This window comes from Parapedobacter tibetensis, assembly GCF_024704835.1.
GTDB classification, from domain to species: domain Bacteria; phylum Bacteroidota; class Bacteroidia; order Sphingobacteriales; family Sphingobacteriaceae; genus Parapedobacter; species Parapedobacter tibetensis.
In genome coordinates, this window is sequence record NZ_JAMXBE010000004.1 from 291,543 (window position 1) to 315,974 (window position 24,432).

The window sequence follows — 24,432 nt, forward strand, 5'->3', positions numbered from 1 at the left end:
AATAAATGGACAAGTTTTCTTATCTAAGTAACGCAGATTCGGCCTATATCGACTCGCTATATAAAGCGTACAAAGAGGATCCCGACTCAATTGATTTTGGTTGGCAAAAGTTTTTCGAGGGTTTTGATTTCGGCCAAAATGGTAGTGTTGGTGAGGTGCAAACTGCACCCGACCACGTGCTCAAGGAAATCAATGTGCTGAACATGATCAATGGCTACAGGGACCGGGGTCATTTGTTTACCGAGACAAATCCGGTGCGCGAGCGCAGGAAATATTACCCGGGCAAAGAACTGGAGACATTCGGCCTCAGTGAAGCCGATATGGATACCGTTTTTAACGCCGGTGTGGAAATCGGATTGGGCCCTGCCAAACTGCGCGACATCCGTCAACTCATTGAAGACACCTATTGCAGGTCTATCGGTGCTGAATTCAAGTACATCCGGAGTCCCGAAAAAATAAAGTGGTTGCAGGATCACATGGAAAGTGAACGCAACACGCCGAATCTCCCCCTGGAAAAGAAAAAACGGATATTGCAAAAGCTCAATGAAGCCGTGGTATTCGAGAATTTCCTAGGCACAAAATTCCTTGGCCAAAAACGTTTCTCGCTTGAAGGAGCGGAAAGCCTGATCCCAGCATTGGACTCGGTCATTGAAAAAGGTGCCGAATTGGGTATCCAGGAATTTGTCATTGGCATGGCACATCGCGGCCGGCTCAATGTGCTGACCAACATCCTTGGGAAATCGTACGAAAGTATCTTCTCTGAATTCGAAGGTAAAACCTATGCAGAAGGGGCTGAGCAGGATTTTGGCGGGGATGTCAAGTACCATTTGGGTTATTCAACAGACATTTCCACAGACAGCGGCTCCAGCGTGCACCTGAGCTTGGTACCCAATCCTTCCCACTTGGAAACGGTAGATCCCGTGGTAGAAGGGATTGTACGTTCGAAAATCGACATGAAATATGATGGCGACCCTTCCAAAATCGCCCCCTTACTTATCCATGGTGATGCTGCCATTGCTGGCCAAGGTATTGTATACGAAGTTATACAAATGTCCAAACTGGAGGGCTTCCGTACAGGAGGTACCATCCACATCGTGGTAAACAATCAGGTAGGGTTTACAACCAATTTCAAGGATGGCCGATCGTCTACCTACTGCACAGATATCGCTAAGGTAACCTTGTCACCGGTATTCCATGTGAACGGCGACGATGTAGAAGCGTTGGTATATGCCATCAATATGGCCGTGGAATATCGTCAGAAATACCATACCGATGTTTTCATCGACTTATTGTGTTATAGAAGGTACGGACATAACGAAGGTGATGAGCCGAAATTCACACAGCCCCTGTTGTATAAGGCGATCGAAAAGCACGCCAATCCCCGTGAAATTTACTACAAAAAATTGGCGGAACAAGGTAGTGTTAGCGCCGATTTAGCGAAGGAAATGGAGAAGGATTTCCGTAAGCTGCTGCAAAACCGGTTGGATGAGTCAAAAGAAGAAGAGAACCTCAAGCTTGACAACCCCATGTATGCTGGTGCCTGGAAAGGACTCTATAAAGCAAGATATGAAGATATTTTCACACCTGTTAAAACCGGTGTCACTGAGCGCGCGTTTTTGTCGATCGCACAGGAAATGAGCACCTTGCCCAAGGACAAGAAATTCTTTCGGAAGATTTCGCGTCTCTTTGACGAACGCCTTAAAATGGTTGAAACAAAGACCTTTGATTGGGCTACCGCAGAATTGATGGCCTATGCCACGCTGTTGAATGAGGGTGCGCGCGTGCGCGTTAGCGGACAGGATGTGGAACGTGGCACATTCTCCCACCGGCATGCGGTGCTCACTTTGGAAGACTCGGAGGAAGAGTACATCCCACTCCAACACATCAAGGGAGGGGAACGGTTCAATATTTACAACTCACACCTTTCAGAATATGGGGTGCTGGGATTCGAATATGGCTATGCATTGGCCAACCCTCAGGCATTGACCGTATGGGAAGCACAGTTTGGCGATTTCTTTAACGGTGCGCAGATTATTGTAGACCAATACATTTCCAGTGCTGAAACCAAATGGCGGCGTTCGAATGCATTGGTCATGCTGTTGCCACATGGTGCAGAAGGTCAAGGCCCTGAACACTCCTCGGCCCGTATCGAACGTTTCCTGGAACTCTGTGCTGAAAATAACATGCAAATCGTTAATTGTACCACACCGGCCAATTTCTTTCATGTTTTGCGACGCCAGATAAAACGCGATTACCGCAAGCCACTTGTTGTTTTCACACCCAAAAGCCTGTTGCGACATCCGAAGATGGTGAGTGATATCTCAGCTTTCACCACGAAGTCGCAGTTTCAAGAAGTTATTGATGATAGCTATGTAAAGTCGGCCGATGTGAAGCGTGTGCTGTTCTGCTCCGGTAAAATATACTATGATTTGCTTGAAAAGCAACAGGCTGATAAGCGTAAGGATGTAGCCCTTGTACGGGTGGAGCAACTCTATCCCACTCCCATGGACAAGCTCCGTGCCATACGGAACAAGTACAAAAAAGCCACGGATTTCATCTGGGTACAGGAAGAACCTGAAAACATGGGTGCATGGCCTTATATATGCCGAAAATTCAGGAACCGCAACATTTCACTGGACGTGATTTCCCGTAAGGAAAGCAGCAGTACGGCCACCGGATATGCTAAACAGCACACGGCTCAACAGCTTGCTGTGGTAGGCAGGGCGTTTGAGGATAAGGCGGGGCCAGAAGTAAGGGAGAACGTCAAAGCCAGTGTAAAAGAGGCTTCAAAAGTCGATTGACCAAACGCAAACAGCATTTTTAATACAGTCATATATGAGCGTAGAAATAAAAGTACCGACAGTAGGTGAATCCATCTCGGAAGTGACCCTTTCACAATGGTTGAAGCAAGATGGTGATTACGTGGAAATGGATGAAAACATCGCCGAACTGGAATCGGACAAAGCAACTTTCGAATTACCAGCCGAAAAGGCAGGAATACTCAAAATTGTAGCACAAGAAGGCGACACACTCGAAATCGGAGCTTTGGTAGCCACCATTGAAGAAGGTGAAGCGCCCGCCGGCGACAAAAAAGAAGACAAACAGGAAACAGATAAAGCGGAAGATACCCCGCAAGCCGACAGCAAGCCGGCAGCCGACAGCAGCAAGGATAGCTACGCCTCGGGAACGGCCTCTCCTGCTGCGGCCAAGATTTTAAGGGAAAAAGGCATAGCCCCTGCTTCCTTAGACGGTACCGGTAAAGACGGTCGCATTACTAAGGAGGATGCTGAAAAAGCCGAAGCGCCCAAGGCAAAAGCATCGGAGCCTGCCAAACCGGCAACGGTCGCAACACAGGTACCAAAAGCGAGTGGTGAGCGGAATGAGCGCCGTGAAAAGATGTCGTCCCTCCGCAAAACCATAGCCAAACGCTTGGTGGCCGTCAAAAATGAAACGGCTATGCTCACCACATTCAATGAGGTGAACATGAAACCCATTATGGATTTACGTGCCAAGTATAAGGAAATCTTTAAGGAAAAACACGGCGTTGGACTTGGGTTCATGTCGTTCTTCACCAAGGCCATATGCACGGCACTCAAGGAATGGCCTGCGGTGAATGCCCGTATTGATGGCGAAGAAATTGTATATAGTGATTTCGTGGACGTATCCATCGCCGTATCTGCACCTAAGGGATTGGTTGTGCCTGTAATCCGCAATGCGGATTCGCTGTCGCTCCATGAAATAGAAAAAGAAGTTGTCAATTTAGCTGTCAAAGCCCGGGACAATAAGCTGACCATCGAAGAAATGACTGGAGGCACCTTTACCATTACCAATGGTGGCGTATTTGGCTCGATGATGTCTACCCCCATTATCAATGCCCCACAATCGGCGATCTTTGGTATGCATAATATCATCGAACGCCCCGTGGCCGAAAACGGTCAGGTGGTGATCCGTCCCATGATGTACGTTGCCATGTCATACGATCACCGTATCGTCGACGGACGCGAATCGGTAAGCTTCGTGGTGCGTGTAAAGCAACTTTTGGAAGACCCAGCAAGGTTGTTGCTGGAGATATAAGTATAAAAAACCTTATAGGTTTAACCGTGCGCAGGCCATGCGTGCAAAACCTATGAGGTTTTGTTACACGACCATCACCTTCACTCCCAGCCTTTCCAACCCTTTCACTGTATGTGGGGAGATCCCTTTGTCTGTAATGATACAGTCAATTTCCTCAATACCACATATCCGGCCGAAGCCCCGTTTACCAAATTTGGTGGAGTCGGCCAACACAATTACTTTCTGTGATACTTCCATCATTTTCCTGTTGAGATGCGCCTCCTGGGCATTCGTGGTGGTCAACCCGAACTCAAGATCGATACCATCAACGCCCAAAAATAACTTGCTGCAAAAGAAATCCGACAAAATACTTTCTGCATACAACCCCGCAACAGAAGTCGAGCTTTTGCGCAGAATCCCCCCCAATTGCAAAATCTCCACATTGGGGTGCTTGATCAATTGCACGGCCACATTCAATGCCGAGGTTACCACGGTAAGGTTGCCAATCGGCTGGATCTCTTTAGCCATCGCTTGTACCGTCGTTCCCGACGCAATGATGATGGAATCATTGTCCGTAATCATTGAAGCTGCCTCACGAGCAATGGCCACTTTCTCTACAGCATGCATCTTCTCTTTCTCAAATACAGTCCGATCTGTGGTATAGGGATTAACCAATGTGGCTCCCCCATGTGTACGAAAAAGCAATTGCCGACTTTCCAAAAGTTTCAAGTCCTTACGAATGGTTACGGAGGAGACCTCCAGCATCTTGCATAATTCCAATACATTGACCGACCCCACTTTCTTGAGTTGGGCCATAATGAATTGATGTCGCTCTACATTATTCATAATTAGTGAATTAATATGGGCTTATTAAGGTTAAAGCTATGAATTGCACCATCCCGCTATGGATCATATCAACGCTACTAAAGAACAAATAATTCGGATGAAAACCAAATCGAAGCCCGCCTTATTGACTTTCATTTAATTTTTTTTAATTTCATTATGATTTTATAATTATTTCATATACCTTTGAAAAAGCTAATACCACAACAATAACACCTATATACGAAAGCCTTTTAGACCCCTATTGACGCGTATGAATACACCTTCTTTAAGTCGAGACCGTTCACTGCAAAACCTTCCATCCACCGAAAATTGGGATATCGCCATTATCGGAGGTGGAGCCACGGGACTTGGGATAGCACTTGATGCTGCTTCCCGTGGACTTAAAACCATTTTGCTTGAGCAGCATGACTTTGCGAAAGGAACATCAAGTAGGAGCACCAAATTGGTGCATGGCGGTGTGAGGTATTTAGCCATGGGCGACGTCAAACTGGTCTATGCCGCATTACGTGAACGTGGCATCATCTTCAAAAATGCTCCCCATCTTGCTCATGCGCAGAGTTTTATCATTCCATGTTACTCATTCCTCAGTAAATGGAAATACCTCATCGGCTTGAAAATATACGACTGGCTGGCTGGGCATCACCGTATCGGCAAATCAACCTATGTAACCAAGCAAGACATCAAAAAACGTTTGCCCGGTATAAAAACGGAAAAATTACAGGGCGGTGTATGTTACTTCGACGGGCAATTCGATGATGCCCGAATGGCCATAAACCTGGCACAAACGGCGACAAAACATGGCGCAACCCTCATTAATTATGCAAAAGTGACGGCACTGGCAAAAAACGAGCAGGGGAAAATTTCGGGCCTGTCGTTCGTCGACCAAGAAAAGGGCGAAAAGCATGAAATCAATGCCCGTGTAATAATCAATGCCACAGGTGTGTTTGTAGATGACATCTTGCGATTGGATACCGCTACTCACAAGCCATTGGTACGTCCCAGCCAAGGTACCCATATCGTTGTGGACCGCTCCTTTCTGGGCAATGAAGATGCATTAATGATCCCCGAAACAAGTGATGGCAGAGTTCTTTTTGGCGTTCCCTGGCACAACCATCTGCTATTGGGCACTACGGATATCCCTATTGATCAGCACAGTGAAGAACCTCGACCACTTGACCAAGAGATCGCTTTCATCTTGGACACAGCAGCAAACTACCTCAATAGGCCTCCGCAGCTCAGTGATGTACGCAGCATTTTTGCTGGCCTGCGTCCGCTAGCCGCTCCCGATAAAGACAGCGACAGCACGAAGGAAATCTCACGGGACCATAAACTCATCATTAACGATTCAGGTTTGATCACCATTACCGGAGGAAAATGGACCACATACCGAAAAATGGCCGAGGAAACCGTCGACAAGGCAATAAGCACCAGCGGATTTGAAAAAGTAGCCTGCCTTACGCAAGATATAAAAATCAATGGTTATACCCAGGAGAAGCAATCCGGACATTGGGGATATTACGGTAGCGACGCCAATAAAATACAGGCTATGGCTACCGCCAAGCCAGAACTCAATGAAAAGCTTCACCCTAAATTTGAGCACATTGGGGCAGAAGTGGCATGGGCGGTTGAAACCGAAATGGCCCGTACGGTGGAAGATGTATTGGCAAGGCGACTGAGGATCCTGTTTCTAGATGCTGCGGCTGCACTGGAAATGGCACCGAAAACAGCTGAAATCATGGCCAAATCCTTAAATAAGGACCAGGAATGGATCGATACGCAACTTCACCAGTTTGAAGCACTTGTAAAACGATATTTACCCGACTAAAATCGGCGATTATCCGCTTGATCGGTGTCATCCGTGTTCCATCTTTCAATATGATAGACGGACATTAATTATGAACTAAATAACGATTAACCAGTTAAGTCTTTCTTACCACTATGGAACAATACATTTTAGCGATGGACCAGGGGACAACGAGTTCCAGATCTATCATTTTCGACAAAAAAGGACAGGTGATTTCCGTTGCACAGCGGGAATTCAAGCAATACTTCCCAAAACCGGGATGGGTAGAGCATGACGCACTGGAAATTTGGTCGACACAAGCAGGCATTACCGCCGAAGCAACCACCAAAGCCGGCCTTAATGGAAAAAATATTGCCGCGATTGGAATAACTAACCAACGGGAAACCATTGTAGTTTGGGACAAAAAATCGGGACAACCGGTATACCATGCAATTGTCTGGCAGGACAAGCGAACCGCGGACTATTGTGACGAACTCAAGGCTGCAGGGAAGGAAGCAATCATCCGCGAAAAAACAGGATTGGTGATAGACCCCTATTTTTCAGCAACCAAGATCAAATGGATTTTGGATAATGTAGAAGGCGCCAGGGAAAAGGCCAACGCGGGCGAACTTATTTGTGGCACGATGGACACTTGGCTGATTTGGAACCTTACCCGTGGTGAACTCCATATAACGGATGTAACCAATGCTTCCCGAACCATGATTTATAACATCAACACATTGGCATGGGACGACGAATTGTTGGCCTTGTTTGACATTCCAAAACAGCTATTGCCTGTGGTTAAGTCAAGCAGCGAAATTTATGGCGAAACCAAAACCACCATTTTTGCTTCCAAAATTCCCATTGCCGGTATTGCGGGTGACCAACAAGCTGCTCTTTTTGGGCAACGTTGCATTGAACCCGGGATGGTAAAAAATACCTATGGAACCGGGTGCTTCATGGTCATGAACACCGGCACAAAACCGATTGTATCCAACAATAACCTGCTGACCACCATTGCTTGGCAGGTAAACGGCGTAACCATGTATGCCTTGGAGGGAAGCATATTCATCGGAGGTGCCGTGGTGCAATGGCTCCGTGATAACCTAGGCATCATCATGACGTCCAAGCAAATTGAGGAACTCGCAATGAGCGTAGATGATACCGGGGGGGTGGTATTTGTGCCTACTTTTGCAGGATTGGGGGCCCCATATTGGAATTCCCATGCCAAAGGAACGGTATTCGGAATTACCCGGGCAACCACCGATGCGCATGTGGCACGTGCGGCTTTAGATGCCATTGCATACCAAACCATGGATGTATTGAAAGCCATGGAAGCCGACAGCAACCTTTCAATCAGGGAACTTCGAGTCGACGGTGGGGCTACCGCAAACAATTTATTGATGCAATACCAATCGGATGTACTGAACACCAAGGTAATCCGCCCGAAAGTGACCGAAACCACAGCCCTCGGGGCTGCTTACCTCGCCGGGTTGGCTGTAGGGTATTGGAACGACGCTGAAGAAATAGCCAATCTGTGGGAAATTGACCAGGAATTTGAACCCACAAAAGACAGGACCGATGCGGAAAAAGGCATACAAGGATGGGAGAAGGCCATTAAAGCCTTACAATATTGGACATCATTGAAATAGTAGCCAACACTGAAAAAGATTTCACCATGAACGTATATGTAGCTGAGTTTATAGGAACGGCATTATTACTTCTGCTTGGAAACGGGGTGGTTGCCAATGTATGCTTAAAGAAAACGCTTGGAAACAACGGTGGCTGGATTGTGATCACCGCCGGTTGGGCGCTAGCCGTATTTACCGGAGTACTGGTGGCAGCTCCCCATAGTGGAGCACATCTGAATCCCGCTGTAACAGTAGGTTTGGCGATAGGCGGATTATTTGACTGGGCCATGGCACCCGGCTATATCATGGCTCAATTTGGAGGGGCTTTTACGGGTGCATTACTGACTTGGGCGATGTACCGGGATCATTTCAATAGTACGGAAGATCCCGCTGCGCAGCTAGGGGTGTTTTCCACTGGAGCAGCAATAAAAAATCCCTTTACCAACCTGCTGAGTGAAATCATTGGGACCTTCGTTTTAATATTCGCAGTGTTTTATATCGCAGGAGCGACATTGGATCCGGATGGGACATCGACACCCATTGGGCTTGGAACTATCGGAGCTATTCCGGTAGCCTTTGTGGTATGGGCAATCGGCTTGTCATTGGGAGGCACCACGGGATACGCCATCAATCCGGCGCGCGACTTGGCCCCACGCATTTTCCATGCGATTGCGCCCATAAAAGGAAAAGGCGGAAGCAATTGGGGTTATGCATGGGTGCCTGTGGTCGGCCCGATAATCGGCGCCGCTTTGGCTGCCGCATTATATCTACTAGTCAAACATTAGGCGGCATGTTGATCCTTCTCTATGGTTAAAAAAGTTTAAAATTATATTTTATTTTATTTTTTATAGTTTTATTTTATTAATTTTACAATACTATTTATAAACCTACTTAGCCAACTGTTATGAAAGTAAAAATTTACTTTTTTCTCTATTTGAACGGATTTCTTCATCATACATCCTATGTATATTCCTAATTATAAGAATTTAACGAAAAAACATTCAATCGGTTGAACCCCGATAGGTTATTTCCAAATGAGATTTAGGGCAGTGGGTTATTCTTCAAGAACTTTCAAATCGGCTGGAAAAAGTTATGATAACCCAAAATTAACAACTACTAAACATGAAAACCTCATACTTGCAACCAAAATAAACATTCAATATCGTAAATGAAAACCAATATGAAATGAAATGAAAAGTTTTACGCTCCTTTTTTTTAGTATTTTCTGGAAAGGGAACACATTGCCTGTTCTGCACCGCGCCAGCAATATGCAACCTCATTGGCCACGGTACTCTTTTTATCGCTCGGCACGTAGCCGCGCAACAAACTTTATCTTATCATAACCCAATATTAACCAATTATAAACAACAAACCCTCAAACTTGCGGCCGTATAAGCTGCTTGCAAATTTAAACTATTTATGCAATGAAACATTACCACTCACTGGCGTGTGTCATCACCGCCCTGCCTCTTTTGTTTGCATGTCAAAAAAACGAAGGGGAAATTAACCGTAAGGAGCACGAACCCAACGAGCCCATTACGTTGACCTCCTTTTCGCCCCATGAGGGAGGAGCAAAAGACAAGATTTTGTTAGACGGCGAGAATTTCGGAAGCGATGCCAGCAAAATCGAGGTGTATTTCAACAATACCCAGGCCGCTGTAGTTTCCTCCAGCGGAGATCGGATTTATGCCATCGTACCGCGTCTCCCGGGCGAAAATCCGGCCATTAAAGTAGTTATCGGTGAGCAATCCGCCACTTACGAAGAAACGTTCACCTACACGGCCCAAGCCCAGGTGACCACTGTCACAGGTACCGGGGACAGAGAGTTTGTACCGGGCACCCTAGACCAGGCGCATGTGTGTGCAAAGTACTTGGAATTGGATGCGGAAGGCAACCTGTTCATGACCTGGCGGGATGGCACGGGCGATTCGAAATTTGGCGTGGGCCGGATCAGTGAGGCGGAAAATCTGGTGACCTCCATGTATCTGGCTAAAGAAAAGCCATATCCGTATGCCAACGGCATAACGGTAGACCGCGCCACGGGCATGATGACGGTTTCTCACGAATCGGTCGTGGAAGTGTTTTTCTCCTTTGACCCAATAGAGGGTTGGTACCCCCGTCAGCGCAATGCCTCATTTGCCAGTGCCCACGGAATTCCAACCGGCGACCAGTATATGAACTTTATCTCTTTCAGTCCGTATGACGGCTATCTCTATACCCGTTCACGTGATGGCAGTGTGGTGAAGATACACCCGGATACCTATGAAGCGACCGTTGTACATAAAGGATCGAAGGATGCTGATTCAAAATGGCCATATGGATCGCAGTATGGGCAGGGTGTTAACCCGAAGAAGCCTTGGGAACTGTGGATGACCCTCCATTCAAACGCCAGTCCGAATGAATTCAAACAAGGGCTCATGGTGCTGGATTTGCGTCCGGAACATATCGATGAAGGGTTCAAACGGGTCAACGCGACCGGTGGCAGTGGCCACCGCGATGGACCGCTCGAAGATGCGGTATTCAACTATCCAAAAGACATCAAGTTTGATAACGACGGAAACATGTTCGTGGCGGACTATGGCAACCATTGTATCCGTATGGTATCGGCAGACGGCATCGTCACCACGGTAGCGGGGCAGCCCGGAGTGGCAGGCTACAGAGATGGCGGTCCGATCGAGTCCATGTTCAACAACCCCTGGGGGGTTGCGGTCAACGAACAAGGCGATATCTATATCGCTGACTATGGCAATTCACGGATTCGCAAACTAATTATTGAATAATCAAGCTGTCTAATACAATGAGAATCATTCATATATTGTGCCTGTTGCCGTTATGTTTATTGCACATGGCCACTTTTGCACAGCAAACACAAGAGTTAACGATTGCCGGTACGGTCGTCAATGAAGCTGGCCAGCCGCTATCCGCCGTGTCTATTTATATCAAAGACAGGGCCGCCACCGGTACATCAACCAATGCCAATGGAGCGTTTAGCATAAACGCGGTCTATGGGGACAGGCTGGTGTTTACGTACATCGGTTATGAACCCTTCGAGCATGTCGCCATCGAATCGACCAATGACCTGTCCATCGCGCTCACCAACAAGAGTGAGGCCCTCGACGAAGTCGTTGTGGTCGGTCTGGGTGCTAAGCAGCGAAAGATCAGCTCGGTCGGCGCCATTACCACTGTAGATCCCAAAGATCTGCAATCGCCAGCCCCCTCCATTGCCAACCTGCTTGGTGGACGGGCAGCCGGCGTGATTTCGATGCAGGCCAGTGGTGAGCCCGGACAAAACATCGCTGACTTCTGGATACGTGGTATCGGTACATTCGGCGCCAATAGCAGCGCCCTTGTACTCATCGATGGGTTGGAAGGTGATCTGAACACCCTGGATCCGGCGGATGTCGAGAGCTTCTCCATACTGAAGGATGCGTCGGCCACCGCCGTTTATGGGGTACGCGGTGCCAACGGGGTGGTATTGGTCACGACCAAGCGAGGTACTGTGGATCGTATACAGATCACCGCCCGCGCCAACACCACCCTTTCGCGGCTCAATCGGCTGCCGGAATACCTGCGCGCTTATGACTATGCCCAATTGGCCAATGAGGCTGCTTTCGCCCGCAACCAATCGCCTGTTTATACCGAAACCGAGCTGGGTATCATCCAGGGCGGACTGGATCCGGATATATATCCGGATGTGAGCTGGCAGGACGAAATCCTCAACAAAAACTTCTGGCGCCAAAGCTATTATATCAGTGGGCGTGGCGGATCTGACGTAGCCCGTTACTTCCTGAGCTTGGGCGGAAAAAGTGAAACTGCCGCTTACAAGGTAGACAAAAGCAGCCCCTACAGCTCGAATGTAGGCTTCGATTCCTACACCTATCGGATTAACCTGGATATCAACCTCACCCCAACCACAAAAGTATACCTGGGATCGGATGGATACCTATCCAAACTGGATCAGCCCGGTGTAGCCAATACCGACTTTATATGGGGTGCACAGTCATCGCTCACACCGTTAGCCGTTCCCACACAATATTCCAACGGCATGCTGCCCGCCATGGGGAGTGATGGGTTATCATCTCCCTCTGTGCTTATCAACCGTACAGGGAAAGCCTCGGAACAGTGGTACAAAGGTAAAACGACCCTCTCGCTGGATCAAGACCTTTCCCGTATTCTGGCGGGGCTCAAGGTCCGTGTGCAGGGGGCGTACGATCTCCACAGTAGATTTAACGAGCGCAGATGGATACAGCCGGCGCTCTACCAGGCGATGGGCCGGGATTATGACGGATCGCTCATCACCCAAGAAACGGTACAGGAAAGCGCTGCGCTCTACGGTAAAGATACACGGCAGTACCGCAAGTATCACCTGGAGTCCATGATCAACTACGACCAGCAATTTGGTGATGACCACCGCACATCCGCATTGATCTATTACTACATCAGCGATGCTAAAAACACCGAAGATGCCACCAACAATTTAACCGCTATTCCCGTGCGCTATCAAGGGATATCCAGTCGGCTGACCTACGGCTTCCGGGATACCTACCTGCTGGATGTCAACTTTGGGTATACGGGCTCCGAAAACTTCCAGCCGGGCAGGCAGTACGGCTTTTTCCCATCCGTGGCATTGGGTTGGGTGCCCACGAGCTACGAATTTATACAGGAAAAGGCTCCTTGGCTCAATTACTTCAAGATCCGGGCTTCTTATGGCACCGTGGGAAACGACCGTATCGTCAACGATCTCCGTTTTCCTTACCTCACCAAGGCCAATCAGGGTTTCAGCACCATATGGGGAGTCGGTGGTATAGAAACCATCAACGAAACCCGTATCGGAGCCGATAACCTCGCGTGGGAAAGGGCCATCAAGTCCAACCTGGGGATTGAGGGTAGGCTCTTCAACAATAAGATCGATTTTGTCATTGACTTCTTTAAGGATCAGCGTAACGGAATTTTCCAACAGCGTGTACAAGTGCCCGAGTACGTAGGGGTGGTCACCAATCCCTGGGCCAATGTGGGGCGGATGAAAAGTACCGGTGCCGATGGAAACATCAGCTACAACACGCAGCTTACCCCCGACTTCGGTTTTACGGTGCGGGGTAATTTCACCTACTCCAAAAATGTAGTACAGAATTGGGAACAAGCCTATATGGAATATCCGTACCTGGAATACAACGGCTTTCCGTACGGTTCCATCCGTGGCTATCAGGCCCTCGGCTTATTCAAGGACGAAGACGATGTCAAGTACAGTCCGAAACAGACTTTCGGAGCCGTTTTGCCAGGGGATATCAAATATAAAGATGTCAATGGCGACGGGGTGATCAATACGCTAGACAAGGTACCATTGACCCATAGCGACTATCCCTTGTTGATGTTTGGTTTTGGCGGAGAGTTCCGCTATAAAAATCTATCATTGGGCGTACTGTTCAAGGGAACCGGAAGAACACCTTTCTACTATGTTGGAATGCCTAAAACTTATAAGAACGTCACAGAAATCAACGGTATGGGCTATATGCCTTTCTACAACGGTACGCTGGGCAATGTGATCACGATGGCAAACGACCCGAAAACCCGGTGGATTCCACTGGACTATGCCATCGAAAACGGTATCGATCCGGCGTTGGCAGAAAACCCGGATGCCCGTTTCCCGCGCCTGCAATATGGCAAGAACAGCAATAACACCCAATTATCGTCATTTTGGCAAGACGACGCGCGCTACATACGCCTGCAGGAGATCACACTGAGTTACCGTGTCAGTCCGTCCTTCATGCAAAGGGTAGGTATCAGCTCGATGGATCTCCAGTTTGTGGGAAACAACCTCTATATATGGGACAATGTGAAAATCTTTGACCCGGAACAGGCCGCATGGAACGGCCGTAAATACCCCATACCTGCTACGTATTCGGCACAGGTATATATCAATTTCTAGGCGACATACATAAATCAACGACATGAAAACGTCAATAATCATAAAAAGAATAGCGAGCGCAGCCCTGATCATTCAGCTGGTTGCGATGATGACATCCTGCGAGGACTACCTGAATATCGACAGTTACTTCGACGATGAATTTAACATCGATTCGGCATTTAGCAATACCCGAAATATGGAAGCTTATATGTGGGGGGCAGCCTCATTGTTCAATGACGAAGCTAGAACCATCCGGAGCAATTACACTCCGGGGCCTATGGCAACGGACGAAGGTTTCAACGGGCTGACAGGTGTTGGAACCACCAATATCTATTACGGGATGGATTTTGCTACGGGAAACATTACGCCGGATAAATTTGGCGGACTCAACCAATGGAACAGGTATTACAAAATCATCCGGAAATGCAATTTGATCCTGGAAAACCTGGAGCGGCCGGCCGATATGACCAATCTTGACCGACAACGGATCGACGGGTATACACGCTTCATACGGGCCTATGCCTACTACAATATTTTGGTGGATTATGGCCCGCCGATATTGGTAGGTGATGAAGTGCTCAACACGAACGAATCCATGGAATACTATGACCGTCCGCGGTCTACCTATGACGAAGCGATGGACTACACCTGTGCGGAATTTGAGAAAGCAGCTCAACTGATACCGGCAGACGTGGGGCTTCTCAACTTTGGACGCCCGACGAAAGGAGCGGCATTGGCGCTGGTCGCCCGTTTACGGCTGATACACGCCAGTCCGTTGTATAATGGTGGCGAAGCAGCCCGTTCTTACTTTGGCAATTGGACACGGAAGACTGACGGGGTGCACTATGTTTCCCAGCAATACGACGAAAGCCGCTGGGCATTAGCCGCAGCGGCTGCCAAACGCGTGATGGACCTCGGACAGTACCGGCTCTATGCGGTACCTGCCGATGACAGAACCCCCACCCTGTCAACAGGCGTCACCTCGGATCCCAATTTCTATGCCACCTATCCCAACGGAGCCAACGGTATTGATGCATTCAAATCCTATTCGGATATCTTTACCGGTGAATCCGTAGCCGCCATTAATCCAGAAATTATTTGGGGGAAAAGTGCTCCGTATATCAATACAGACCTTAATCAAGGAGCCCTTCCGCCAACGCTTGGAGGTTGGGGACGCTTCTGTGTGACACAGAAAGTCGTCGACGCCTACCTCATGGATGATGGTCGGACCATACAAGAAGCACGTGGCGACACGTATTTTGAGCAAGTCAGCGATTTGCCTGCCGGTGGCACTTTTAATGACCTCTTTACCGAACAGTCGAAGAGCTTCTCGGGATACCCGCTCAATGCGGGCGTATTTAAGATGTATGCCAACCGGGAGATGCGCTTTTACGCATCAGTTGGATTTAACGAGGCGGTATGGCAGGCATTATCATCCACAACGCTTTATAATCACACGGCCAAATACTACTTCCAGGATCTGGATGGCCGTGGCGGGGTAAGCGCGAGCTCACCCAACTATCCGATCACGGGGTACATCATCAAAAAATGGATTCACTCTTATGATGCAAAAAATGGTACCGGGGCACGGCAACTTCCCAAGTTTTACGCCATCATCCGGTATGCCGAAATCCTGTTGTCGTATGCGGAGGCGCTCAACAACCTGACCGGCAGCCACTCCGTACAGCTGGGGGACCAAACATACACCCTGAGCCGCAATGCCGATGAGATCAAAAGTGCTTTCAATGCTATCCGCTATCGTGCCGGACTGCCGGGCTTGTCTGCAAGCCAGCTTGCCAATCAAACGGACGTGCAGCAACAAATCGAACGTGAACGCATGATCGAGTTCCTGTGGGAAAACAGACGCTTCTACGATGTGCGTCGTTGGGGCATCTACGAGGAGACCGAACGCGAACCCATCATGGGTATGAACCCAGATGGAGCTACCAAGGAGGCTTATTACAGACGTGTCGTTCCGGGCACCTCCTCGTTCCTCACAAGAGAAGTCAATAAACGATCCAATTGGGTGCCGTTACCGCGTGCCGAATTGAGAAGGTTGCCTTCTCTCGATCAGAATCCGGGTTATAATTAGGAAAGAACGATAAAAGAAAAAAAATGAAAAGACGTTATATCGCAATGCTTGCACTGGGTACGGTGTTCGCATCCTGCAAGGACAATGCAGTGTTCGAAAAAGAAATGTATAAAAATGAGGTCTCTTTAATCAGCAGCGACGATCACAATGTTTTCCAGGAGGTCGTACAATTGACCGGCGAAGAAATCATCGGGTATGTCGCCGCTTCTGTGGGAGGTACACACGCACCTCAAAAGGATCTGGTGATCGGGTTGGAGGAAGACCCGGAACCCCTGGAAGCCTATAACTGGTCGAATTTTGATGCTGCGGAAGATTTGTATGCCAAGCTAGTGCCCGCAGACAAGTACGAGCTTCTTGACGACAAGATCGTCATCAAAGCAGGCGAGCGTACGGGACGGACCATGATCAAGTTGCGTCCTGATGGCCTATCACCGGACTCGACCTATTTTATCGGATTAAAGGCCACCGACATCGCCGGCGTGGAGATCAACCCAATTAAAAACACCGTGCTTTATCAGGTCTCGTTCGAGAATGATTACGCCTCTCAGGTAACCGACTCCAGGTATACGATGACAGGGATAAAAGACGGAAACATACCCGTAGCTGCAAATAAGGAGCTTTTTCCGCTGACCCATAACAGTGTACGGATGATCGCCGGCAACGAACTATACGAGTCGAAGGTATCAGAAATCGAGAAAAAATCCGTCATATTGGAAGTAGACGAATTCAACGAGGTGACCATCAAACCGTATAAGGAGATAGCGATTGTTCAATTAAACAACGACCCCTTGTACCCGAATATATTTAGGGTCGAAGAAGCTTTTGGAAGAAGAACCAACGTATTTCTATTGTCTTACGAATATACAATAGATGGTGCCACAACAGTCATGAAAGAACGGGTGGAGTTGCAGATCAGGTAACTTAACTGATTATCTTTAAAATCATACAATGAAAACGAATTATCACACTAATTTTAGAAAGGCCTCGAGAAAGCTGTGGGGAATATTATGCCTGGGCTTTCTGGTTTCTTTTTCTTCCTGCAAGAAAGAAAATGAAGGAGGTACACATTTTGCGTTGAAGGATAACCCGACGGCTATGACGGTTACATCGCAAGGGTCATCCCAAACCTTTACCGTGCAGTCTGCCGGGGTATGGAAAGTCGAGCCTTTGCGCAACGAGCGATGGGTAAAGATTGAGCCCCGGGAAGGGAACGGAGAAGGAACGTTTACGGTTACTGTCGACAGGAATACGACGCCGGAACCCCGTCAATCTACCCTGACTTTTGTCGTGGACGGCAAAATACAAAACAACGTATTGAAAATCGAGCAAGAGGCCCATAGTCAAGAAGGCGAAGATGACGATCCTTACGTAAACCTGGATGGGCTGGAAAGTTTGGAAGTTCCCGAAGCCGGGCTTCATGGCCGATATGCGATGCGGTCTACGGGTAACTGGAAAATAGAGATCCCTGAAGGTGCGGATTGGCTGAGCATCGAACCGATGGAGGGCCGTTTTGATACGGGGGTGACCATAGATGTCGATATCAATACCACACCTGAATCGCGTACAGCGGGCTTGGTCTTTTACCTGGACGGTGAACAAGTCCCTGGTATATTTAACGTTAATCAGGGAGGCATGGAGGTCATCCTCTATGAAGATTTCAATTGGTTGGGTTACGGGAGTGCCATTTTTTACACGACCTCTGGGGAAACAAGAATAGATAAGTGGAGTGCGGATGAACTAGCGAGGGGCTGGGGCTGGTACAATCCATCTGCCGATGGAATCCCGTCGACCTATGCCCGCCAGGGTTTTGTCAAATTAGGAAAAACGAATTACGGATCAGACATACGCAGTCCCAAACTGGCAGAAGTGCAAGGCATACAGAACCTGCAGGTAACATTCAAAGCGGTACCCTACGAGACGGCTGGGGGAACAAGAGACGGCACCGCCCTCAAGGTCGGCGTCATAGGCCCCGGTACAGTCAGTGTAGCTGAGTTTACGATTGACAACTGGCCTGACTATACTGCTGACCCTAACTGTACGGAGATTTGGAAATACCCCGAAACCACGCGTTCTTTCACCATTACAGGAGCTACTGCGGAGACCCAAATCTGGTTTTTGGGCGGTGATTATGACTTACGAGAGGCAGCGCCTAACAAAAACCGCATATTTTTGGATGATATCCTGGTTAGTGTACTGAAGTAAATTCCGTGAGGGGGCTTATTACCGAAGAGTCATTTGGCTGGAGCTATTGTATTGAATTATTTTGCGGGGCAGTTTATTGGAAATGTAGGTGCGGAGAACATATTTCTAACGTTGGCTTTTCCGCACCCCATTGCAACAATTATCCTATTGAAAATGATTAAAAGGGAAAAACCAGCGGATTGAAATTGTAGGTACGCTAAACTGTTGATATCAAAAATCACTATATTATTTTCACCGGTATATCTCCAGCGAAATATGTTGCCAAATGCCTCCCATCCCCATGTATGGTCCATATCTCCCTTGGCTTTACCACTCCAACATAGTTCAATATATCATTCCAATCTACATGATCTGAAATATACAGTTCCATATCATTATGCTGTTGCAGTCGCTTCCAACCAGAGGCGAAAACACGGACAACACCCGTAGCCCGGTAATAGCTTTTGAAGGTCATCGGGGGCACCATATAAACCTTGTTTTCTGCCCCCGATTTCATCTCTTTACGGTTATATGGTTCATAGTCCATTTTTGAAACCCCATTGTTTTCATAAATTCTATGGATCGGCAATATACCATAATGCACCAAAATACGCCTGTCCGGGCAATGCTTGTTGATCAAAGCAGTTAGGCGTTGGGCCTTACCAAGTGCATAAGTTCCCAGCAAAACATTGAATGGAGTGTCATTCAATTTCTTGATTTCAGACACCGGATCAGGATGCGAAACCAAAGGATCGGCAAACGTACTTTCGGTAATCAATACATCAGCTTGTACGGTTTCCAAGGGTTCACAGGTATCGTCTGCCTGCAACTTATAGTCACCCGTGTACAAGTACCGAACACCTTCATATTCCAATGCGATCTGGGCTGATCCGAGTATATGTCCAGCAGGGACAAAACGTACAGCCACTAGGCCAATGGCGAAAGATTGGTGGTATGGGAGTTCCAAAAAACTATGCAGTAGTCGCCGATTATACCGGTGCTTCATGAAAATAGCTGTAGATGGCGTGCAGTAAATTAGGCCATGTCCCGGGCTTGCATGGTCGGCATGCGCATGCGATACGATCGCATGATTTACAGGCATGATTGGATCGATATAAAAATCGCCATACCTGCAATAATATCCCTCGGGTCGATGGACGAGGAAATCCGGTAAAATATTGCCCATTATGTCTGGTTTGAAAGGAAAAAGTGATGGAGCTTCAATACTTGTGGAATTAGGGCCTGGATACCATCATTGACCAGCTCGAAATCAGCCAACTGTATTTTCGTTTCATCAGACCACTGCTGCTCCATTCGGGCTTTCACCTGTTCACGGGTTGTACCATCACGTTGTATAACCCGATTGATCCGCAGTTCCATGGGTGCCGTCACCAGGATATTATAGTTGTTGTGCTTATAAGAGCCGCTCTCGAACAGCAATGCCGCCTCTTTAATGGTATATGGCGCATCTTGTCTTGCAGCCCATTCCTCCCCTGCCTGTATGACTACAGGATGTACCAAGGCATTCAACTTCTTTAATTTGCTTTCATCGCCAAAGACCTGGGCAGCCATATAGGAGCGGTCAAGTGAGCCATTTTCACAGTAAGCCGCTTGCCCAAATTCGGTTTGGATGGCCTGCATCAACGTAGTATCCGTTGCCATCAATCGTTTAGCCTCCGTATCCGCGTCAAAAATGGGAATCCCCAATACACTGAATATTTTGGAAATGATTGTTTTTCCGCTACCGATACCTCCTGTTAGTCCGATCTTCATCATTATTTCCTGACAAAAAAGTCGACATTCTGCGGTTCGACTTTCACCAATTTGCAAAAATCGGGCACCCGGGTGATGATAACCGGCAGGTTCTTGATATCATGGTCTATCCAATCATCCATATTCACTACCGCCTCAAACGCGCCATTCGTTACCTTCCCAAAATCGCGAAGCGATACCATGACCGTAAGCCTAACTTTTCCGGGGAGCAACTTCACCGAGCTAAATTGATTCGCGTTTTCCGCCTTCAAAGGCACTTCTAAAATCTTTTCGGTCACCTCCCCTACCGGAATGTTGATCTCCACGGACGTGGGGTAGACATTGATGTTGGAGCGTTGGTTCTGTTTAAGATGCACCACCGCACGTATGTCGCCATTTGCATTTGAAATCTTCATCGTATCTGTTTCCCAATGTTCGATTTGTACCACGTCTTCAAGCGGCCCGGTAATCGTTACATATTCTGGTGAGATGGTCGGTTCATCAATGATGTTGTACTGCTTATCAAATTGGATGTTATACACCGGAATCACCGGCACCTTGCGTTCTGTCTGCTTTGAAAAATCAAAATACAGCGTATCCGGTGATACGGAAACGACACGTCGGTTAGTGTTAGTGGGGAACTGCCGGTTAATAAATCCCAATTGGTTGGTAAAGACAATCCAATTGCGGTTCTCCAGGCCACTGAGGTCTACTTGAATCGTTTGGGATGTCGACTGTAATGTTGAAAACAACAGTTGCCATCCGGAAGCTTCCAATCGCAGGTTTACTGTATCCGATTGCAGCGGATGGAATGCCCTGTTTTCCGGCACATTTACATATTGTAACCTAGATTTGACCGTATAAATATAGGTATTGGACACTGCGAAAAGTGCCCAGGCCAAAAATGAGAAGATGATGCATTTGATAAAAATGCTAAGCTTGCGCCGTTGTGTTTTGTTTAAATTCAGTGCCGGCATGATAAACAAACTTAGGTAACATGTCCCATATATACAAACCCATCAAACGGCATCTCCTACAAAACTTAAAACCTCATAGGTTTTTCAATGCGCGAATCTAGCGCATGTGCCACGCTAAGCGGCAAACCCATGAGGCCTTGAGCGAATGAAATTATGCCTTAGGCGCAGCATTCTGAGCCTTGGAAGCATCCAAAGCAATGGCTGTTTTATCAAAACGGATTTTGATACCGCCACCTACATCGACCAGAAAAGTCGTTTCAGATGTTTCAACGATACGGCCATGTATACCTGCTGAGGTTACTATCTTGTCGTTTACCTTTAGCTCCTCAATATATTTCTTGTGATCCTTGGCTTTTTTCATCTGTGGTCTAATCATGAAGAAATAAAAAACTACGATGATCAAGATCATGGGTAAAAATCCCATAATTCCACCTGCACCACCCGTTTGCAATAAAATTGTTGTTGTAATCATTATTTTAGCTATTTGTTTTTGTTAATTTGCTTATTCGTCTATTCGCTGATTTGCAAATTTGCCGTGCTACTTCTTCACTTCCCCTCTGATGTGCAAAAGTGTATTGGTACTCAATGCATTGGAGGTTACTGTCACGATCTTATGTTGCTTACCAGGCTGTCCGGAACTATTGAACACCACTTTTACCATTCCCTTTTCACCTGGGGCAATTGGGTTCTTTGAATATTCAGGGGTGGTGCATCCGCACGAGGCTTGTACATTGGATATGATCAATGGGGAGGCCCCTGTATTGGTGAATTTAAATTCGTGTTCGACTTTTTCACCTTCTTTTATTTTACCAAAGTCGTATGCGTCAGCCTCCAATTCCAAAACGGGGGCAATTGAATCCTGATCAGGTATAATTGTCCGGCCAATCGGTTGTTCACCCAATTGGTCATTCGGCACTTCTTCAGCTTCCTTATCTTGATTTTCCTTCCCCGAGTTGCAGGACAGGATCAACGCCAATCCTGCACAAAATAACGGTATCCACTTCATGGTTCTCATTTTTCAATATTGCTTTAAGCATTCATTATAATAAAACAAGAGATCGCCGCACTTGTTTGTCATTGCACAAGCCCTCTCCCATATTTGCGTATCCTTCCGGCAGCCTGCAATTCCGTCAAAATCTTGTCTAAGATTCCATTGATAAAGGTATTGCTTTTTGCCGTACTGAATACTTTTGATATCTCTATATACTCGTTGATCGTCACTTTCACCGGTATGGTCGAAAAATTCAGCAATTCGCAAATGGCCATACGCATCAAAAGCGTGTCCAGCAACGCAATCCGGTCAGACTCCCAATTTTTGGTCTTCATGCCAATCAGTTGCTGGTATTCATCGGCATAACGGATGGTGTGCACCAATAAGTCCAAGATGAATTGCCTGTCTTCATCCCAATTCGGTGTCAATTCAGCCAATTTATTCTGACTGGGATCTTCACTGGTGAAATTTTTGAAAGTTTTGGCAATCATTGCCTGCAACACTTCTTTATCCACTGGCCAGTTGATGAATTTTTCTTCAAATACCTGCTCGATGATTGGCGATTTAAGGATAATCTTTTTGAATATATACTTGATGATGTCCTTTTCGGCAGCAACGGATCGATCTTCTTGTTTTAAGTATGTTTCATATTCCGGTGCCTCTTTCAGTTGTAGGAATACCGTGCGCACAATTTCCGGATCAAAACTCCAAGAAATCTTATACCGCTTTACGGCTGCTTTATATTTCTCATTGTGCCGCAATAATTCGATGAAGGTGTTGTTGTACAACCGGGTGTTTGGTGCTAGGTCAGCTGCCGTGGGCAAGTGTTTATGCGCGCGTTCATCTGCGTCAATCCGCGCATGCTCAGACACTTCATCCAGTAGGCTTAATGTCCATATATACATTTCGTACACTTGGTCAACATTATAAAGCAATGCCTTTTCAAACTTATCGACCTGTTTATCTTCCGATAGTTGGTACGCATACAGTGTTTGTAGTACTTTGACCCTTAGGTGCCTTCTATTTAGCATAGTTATGTATAAAGAACGGATTGGATTTAAATGCCAATGTATGTATTGTTCTATTGTTTGATTTTGCGCATATCCGCTATACGGGATTCTGCCATTTGATTTGCCGCCTGATAAGAAGGCACATTTTCATCTATTGATTTACGCAATACGGAACGCGTAGCCTCATAGATATTCTCTGTGAGCACGGCAGTACGCGATGCACCGTATCCAGCAATTTCCGAATAGCAGCTAATCAGGCCACCAGCGTTAATCAAATAATCAGGTGCGTATAATATTTTTCTATCTAACAGCAATTGCCCGTCTTCCTGTTCATTGCGCAATTGGTTGTTTGCAGAACCCGCTATGATATGACATCTCATCTTGGAGATGGTATCCTTATTGATTATGCCCCCCAATGCGCAGGGTGAATAAACATCTACCTCCAATTCATAGATGTTGTTATTCGAAACGGCCACAGCCTTGTATTTATTTGCCACTTCTGCCATCCGCTCTTCCACAATGTCACTTACATAGACCTTGGCATTTTCCTCACGCAGCATGGCAATCAAATGCTCCCCTACATTGCCGGCCCCTTGCACGGCAATGGTACGGCCTGCCAAACTATCATTTCCATAAAGCTCCTTCAACGAGGCCTTGATACCATAATACACCCCCTTTGCGGTGAACGGCGCGGAGTCACCACTTCCCCCAAGCGACTTAGGCAGGCCAGCCACGTGGTCTGTTTCCATATGGAGGTATTCCATATCCTTTGGTGTGGTACCAATATCCAACGAAGCAATGAAGGTTCCGCTCAATTGCTCTACAAACTGACCGAATCTCCGCAACAATGCTTCATTTTTCTGTGTGCGGTGATCGCCGATAATCGCTGCATTGCCGCCCCCTAAATTTACTCCCGCCACGGCGGCCTTATAGGTCATGCCCCTAGACAAACGCAGCACATCGTCTATAGCCTCATCGACACTTTGGTAAGGAAGCATCCTTACCCCCCCTATCGCGGGGCCAAGCGTCGTGTCATGGATGGCGATTATAGCTTGTAACCCAAGCGTGCTATCGTTGCAGAAAACGAGCTTTTGATGGCCAAATTGTGCCATCAACTTAAAGGATGAGTTGTCTTTGATAGGTACGGACATATGCAACTATAAATGTGTGTGCTATGATGCTATTGCGCAAAAGTAGGAAAATTATTTATG

General features: G+C 47.3%; 18 protein-coding genes. 10 read left to right on the forward strand and 8 right to left on the reverse strand.

Annotated elements, in window-relative coordinates; translation table 11 throughout:
- The first annotated feature begins 5 nt into the window (after positions 1-5).
- Both NF543_RS08605 and odhB read left to right on the forward strand, forming a co-directional pair.
- Entirely contained in the window at positions 6-2,801 is a 2,796-nt protein-coding gene (locus NF543_RS08605; RefSeq protein WP_257667709.1) for a 2-oxoglutarate dehydrogenase E1 component, read from the forward strand.
- A gap of 34 nt (positions 2,802-2,835) precedes the next feature.
- Positions 2,836-4,074 carry a 2-oxoglutarate dehydrogenase complex dihydrolipoyllysine-residue succinyltransferase gene (gene odhB, locus NF543_RS08610; RefSeq protein WP_257667710.1) on the forward strand — a complete coding sequence of 413 codons (1,239 nt, stop codon included), beginning with the start codon at positions 2,836-2,838 and terminating at the stop codon, positions 4,072-4,074.
- Positions 4,075-4,137: 63 nt separating this feature from the next.
- Here the strand turns inward: odhB and NF543_RS08615 are convergent, their stop codons facing one another.
- Complete coding sequence (locus tag NF543_RS08615; protein WP_257667711.1) at positions 4,138-4,899, reverse strand: DeoR/GlpR family DNA-binding transcription regulator; 762 nt, start codon at positions 4,897-4,899, stop codon at positions 4,138-4,140.
- A gap of 250 nt (positions 4,900-5,149) precedes the next feature.
- On the opposite strand from NF543_RS08615, the gene NF543_RS08620 reads away from it, so the two are divergent.
- The 8 genes from NF543_RS08620 to NF543_RS08655 all read left to right on the forward strand — a co-directional run bounded on the left by NF543_RS08620 (position 5,150) and on the right by NF543_RS08655 (position 18,512).
- Complete coding sequence (locus NF543_RS08620; RefSeq protein ID WP_257667712.1) at positions 5,150-6,724, forward strand: glycerol-3-phosphate dehydrogenase/oxidase; 1,575 nt, start codon at positions 5,150-5,152, stop codon at positions 6,722-6,724.
- 113 nt (positions 6,725-6,837) lie between these two features.
- Positions 6,838-8,334 (forward strand): glycerol kinase GlpK, encoded by a 1,497-nt coding sequence (gene glpK, locus NF543_RS08625; RefSeq protein ID WP_257667713.1) that lies wholly within the window; start codon positions 6,838-6,840, stop codon positions 8,332-8,334.
- Positions 8,335-8,360: 26 nt separating this feature from the next.
- On the forward strand, positions 8,361-9,098 hold the full coding sequence (locus tag NF543_RS08630; protein ID WP_257667714.1) for an MIP/aquaporin family protein: 738 nt from the start codon (positions 8,361-8,363) through the stop codon (positions 9,096-9,098).
- A gap of 639 nt (positions 9,099-9,737) precedes the next feature.
- Positions 9,738-11,093, forward strand: a complete 1,356-nt coding sequence (locus NF543_RS08635) for an IPT/TIG domain-containing protein (RefSeq protein ID WP_257667715.1) — start codon at positions 9,738-9,740, stop codon at positions 11,091-11,093.
- 17 nt (positions 11,094-11,110) lie between these two features.
- On the forward strand, positions 11,111-14,239 hold the full coding sequence (locus tag NF543_RS08640) for a SusC/RagA family TonB-linked outer membrane protein (RefSeq protein WP_257667716.1): 3,129 nt from the start codon (positions 11,111-11,113) through the stop codon (positions 14,237-14,239).
- 22 nt (positions 14,240-14,261) lie between these two features.
- Complete coding sequence (locus tag NF543_RS08645) at positions 14,262-16,310, forward strand: RagB/SusD family nutrient uptake outer membrane protein (protein WP_257667717.1); 2,049 nt, start codon at positions 14,262-14,264, stop codon at positions 16,308-16,310.
- 23 nt (positions 16,311-16,333) lie between these two features.
- Entirely contained in the window at positions 16,334-17,230 is an 897-nt protein-coding gene (locus NF543_RS08650) for a BT_3044 domain-containing protein (protein ID WP_257667718.1), read from the forward strand.
- A gap of 28 nt (positions 17,231-17,258) precedes the next feature.
- Positions 17,259-18,512 carry a BACON domain-containing protein gene (locus NF543_RS08655; RefSeq protein WP_257667719.1) on the forward strand — a complete coding sequence of 418 codons (1,254 nt, stop codon included), beginning with the start codon at positions 17,259-17,261 and terminating at the stop codon, positions 18,510-18,512.
- 220 nt (positions 18,513-18,732) lie between these two features.
- Here NF543_RS08655 and NF543_RS08660 read toward each other — a convergent pair whose 3' ends face one another.
- From NF543_RS08660 to NF543_RS08690, 7 genes are all read right to left on the reverse strand, one after another.
- Positions 18,733-19,677 (reverse strand): MBL fold metallo-hydrolase, encoded by a 945-nt coding sequence (locus NF543_RS08660; RefSeq protein ID WP_257667720.1) that lies wholly within the window; start codon positions 19,675-19,677, stop codon positions 18,733-18,735.
- Complete coding sequence (gene coaE / locus NF543_RS08665; protein ID WP_308378636.1) at positions 19,677-20,264, reverse strand: dephospho-CoA kinase; 588 nt, start codon at positions 20,262-20,264, stop codon at positions 19,677-19,679. Before coaE ends, NF543_RS08660 begins: the two co-directional genes overlap by 1 nt.
- A 2-nt stretch (positions 20,265-20,266) precedes the next feature.
- Positions 20,267-21,220, reverse strand: coding sequence for a CdaR family protein (locus NF543_RS08670; RefSeq protein WP_257667722.1), 954 nt, complete (start codon positions 21,218-21,220; stop codon positions 20,267-20,269).
- A 151-nt stretch (positions 21,221-21,371) separates the two neighbouring features.
- Complete coding sequence (yajC, locus tag NF543_RS08675; RefSeq protein WP_373274999.1) at positions 21,372-21,689, reverse strand: preprotein translocase subunit YajC; 318 nt, start codon at positions 21,687-21,689, stop codon at positions 21,372-21,374.
- A gap of 69 nt (positions 21,690-21,758) precedes the next feature.
- The gene (locus NF543_RS08680; RefSeq protein WP_257667724.1) at positions 21,759-22,235 is read right to left on the reverse strand and encodes a DUF1573 domain-containing protein; all 477 of its coding nucleotides are present in this window, start codon (positions 22,233-22,235) and stop codon (positions 21,759-21,761) included.
- Positions 22,236-22,294: 59 nt separating this feature from the next.
- Positions 22,295-23,242 (reverse strand): transcription antitermination factor NusB, encoded by a 948-nt coding sequence (nusB, locus tag NF543_RS08685; protein WP_257667725.1) that lies wholly within the window; start codon positions 23,240-23,242, stop codon positions 22,295-22,297.
- Positions 23,243-23,292: 50 nt separating this feature from the next.
- A complete protein-coding gene (locus tag NF543_RS08690; RefSeq protein WP_257667726.1) occupies positions 23,293-24,372 on the reverse strand; it encodes a Glu/Leu/Phe/Val family dehydrogenase in 1,080 nt (359 codons plus the stop codon).
- Between the last annotated feature and the right edge of the window lie 60 nt (positions 24,373-24,432).

Excerpts from the sequence above, each read along its gene's own strand:
- NF543_RS08660 (WP_257667720.1), bottom strand. The coding sequence starts at position 19,677 with ATGGGCAATATTTTACCGGATTTCCTCGTCCATCGACCCGAGGGATAT.
- NF543_RS08680 (WP_257667724.1), bottom strand. The coding sequence starts at position 22,235 with ATGAGAACCATGAAGTGGATACCGTTATTTTGTGCAGGATTGGCGTTG.
- NF543_RS08615 (WP_257667711.1), bottom strand. The coding sequence starts at position 4,899 with ATGAATAATGTAGAGCGACATCAATTCATTATGGCCCAACTCAAGAAA.
- NF543_RS08630 (WP_257667714.1), top strand. The coding sequence starts at position 8,361 with ATGAACGTATATGTAGCTGAGTTTATAGGAACGGCATTATTACTTCTG.
- nusB (WP_257667725.1), bottom strand. The coding sequence starts at position 23,242 with ATGCTAAATAGAAGGCACCTAAGGGTCAAAGTACTACAAACACTGTAT.
- NF543_RS08655 (WP_257667719.1), top strand. The coding sequence starts at position 17,259 with ATGAAAACGAATTATCACACTAATTTTAGAAAGGCCTCGAGAAAGCTG.
- NF543_RS08650 (WP_257667718.1), top strand. The coding sequence starts at position 16,334 with ATGAAAAGACGTTATATCGCAATGCTTGCACTGGGTACGGTGTTCGCA.
- NF543_RS08640 (WP_257667716.1), top strand. The coding sequence starts at position 11,111 with ATGAGAATCATTCATATATTGTGCCTGTTGCCGTTATGTTTATTGCAC.
- NF543_RS08645 (WP_257667717.1), top strand. The coding sequence starts at position 14,262 with ATGAAAACGTCAATAATCATAAAAAGAATAGCGAGCGCAGCCCTGATC.
- odhB (WP_257667710.1), top strand. The coding sequence starts at position 2,836 with ATGAGCGTAGAAATAAAAGTACCGACAGTAGGTGAATCCATCTCGGAA.
- NF543_RS08620 (WP_257667712.1), top strand. The coding sequence starts at position 5,150 with ATGAATACACCTTCTTTAAGTCGAGACCGTTCACTGCAAAACCTTCCA.
- coaE (WP_308378636.1), bottom strand. The coding sequence starts at position 20,264 with ATGAAGATCGGACTAACAGGAGGTATCGGTAGCGGAAAAACAATCATT.
- NF543_RS08670 (WP_257667722.1), bottom strand. The coding sequence starts at position 21,220 with ATGCCGGCACTGAATTTAAACAAAACACAACGGCGCAAGCTTAGCATT.
- NF543_RS08635 (WP_257667715.1), top strand. The coding sequence starts at position 9,738 with ATGAAACATTACCACTCACTGGCGTGTGTCATCACCGCCCTGCCTCTT.
- NF543_RS08690 (WP_257667726.1), bottom strand. The coding sequence starts at position 24,372 with ATGTCCGTACCTATCAAAGACAACTCATCCTTTAAGTTGATGGCACAA.
- NF543_RS08605 (WP_257667709.1), top strand. The coding sequence starts at position 6 with ATGGACAAGTTTTCTTATCTAAGTAACGCAGATTCGGCCTATATCGAC.
- glpK (WP_257667713.1), top strand. The coding sequence starts at position 6,838 with ATGGAACAATACATTTTAGCGATGGACCAGGGGACAACGAGTTCCAGA.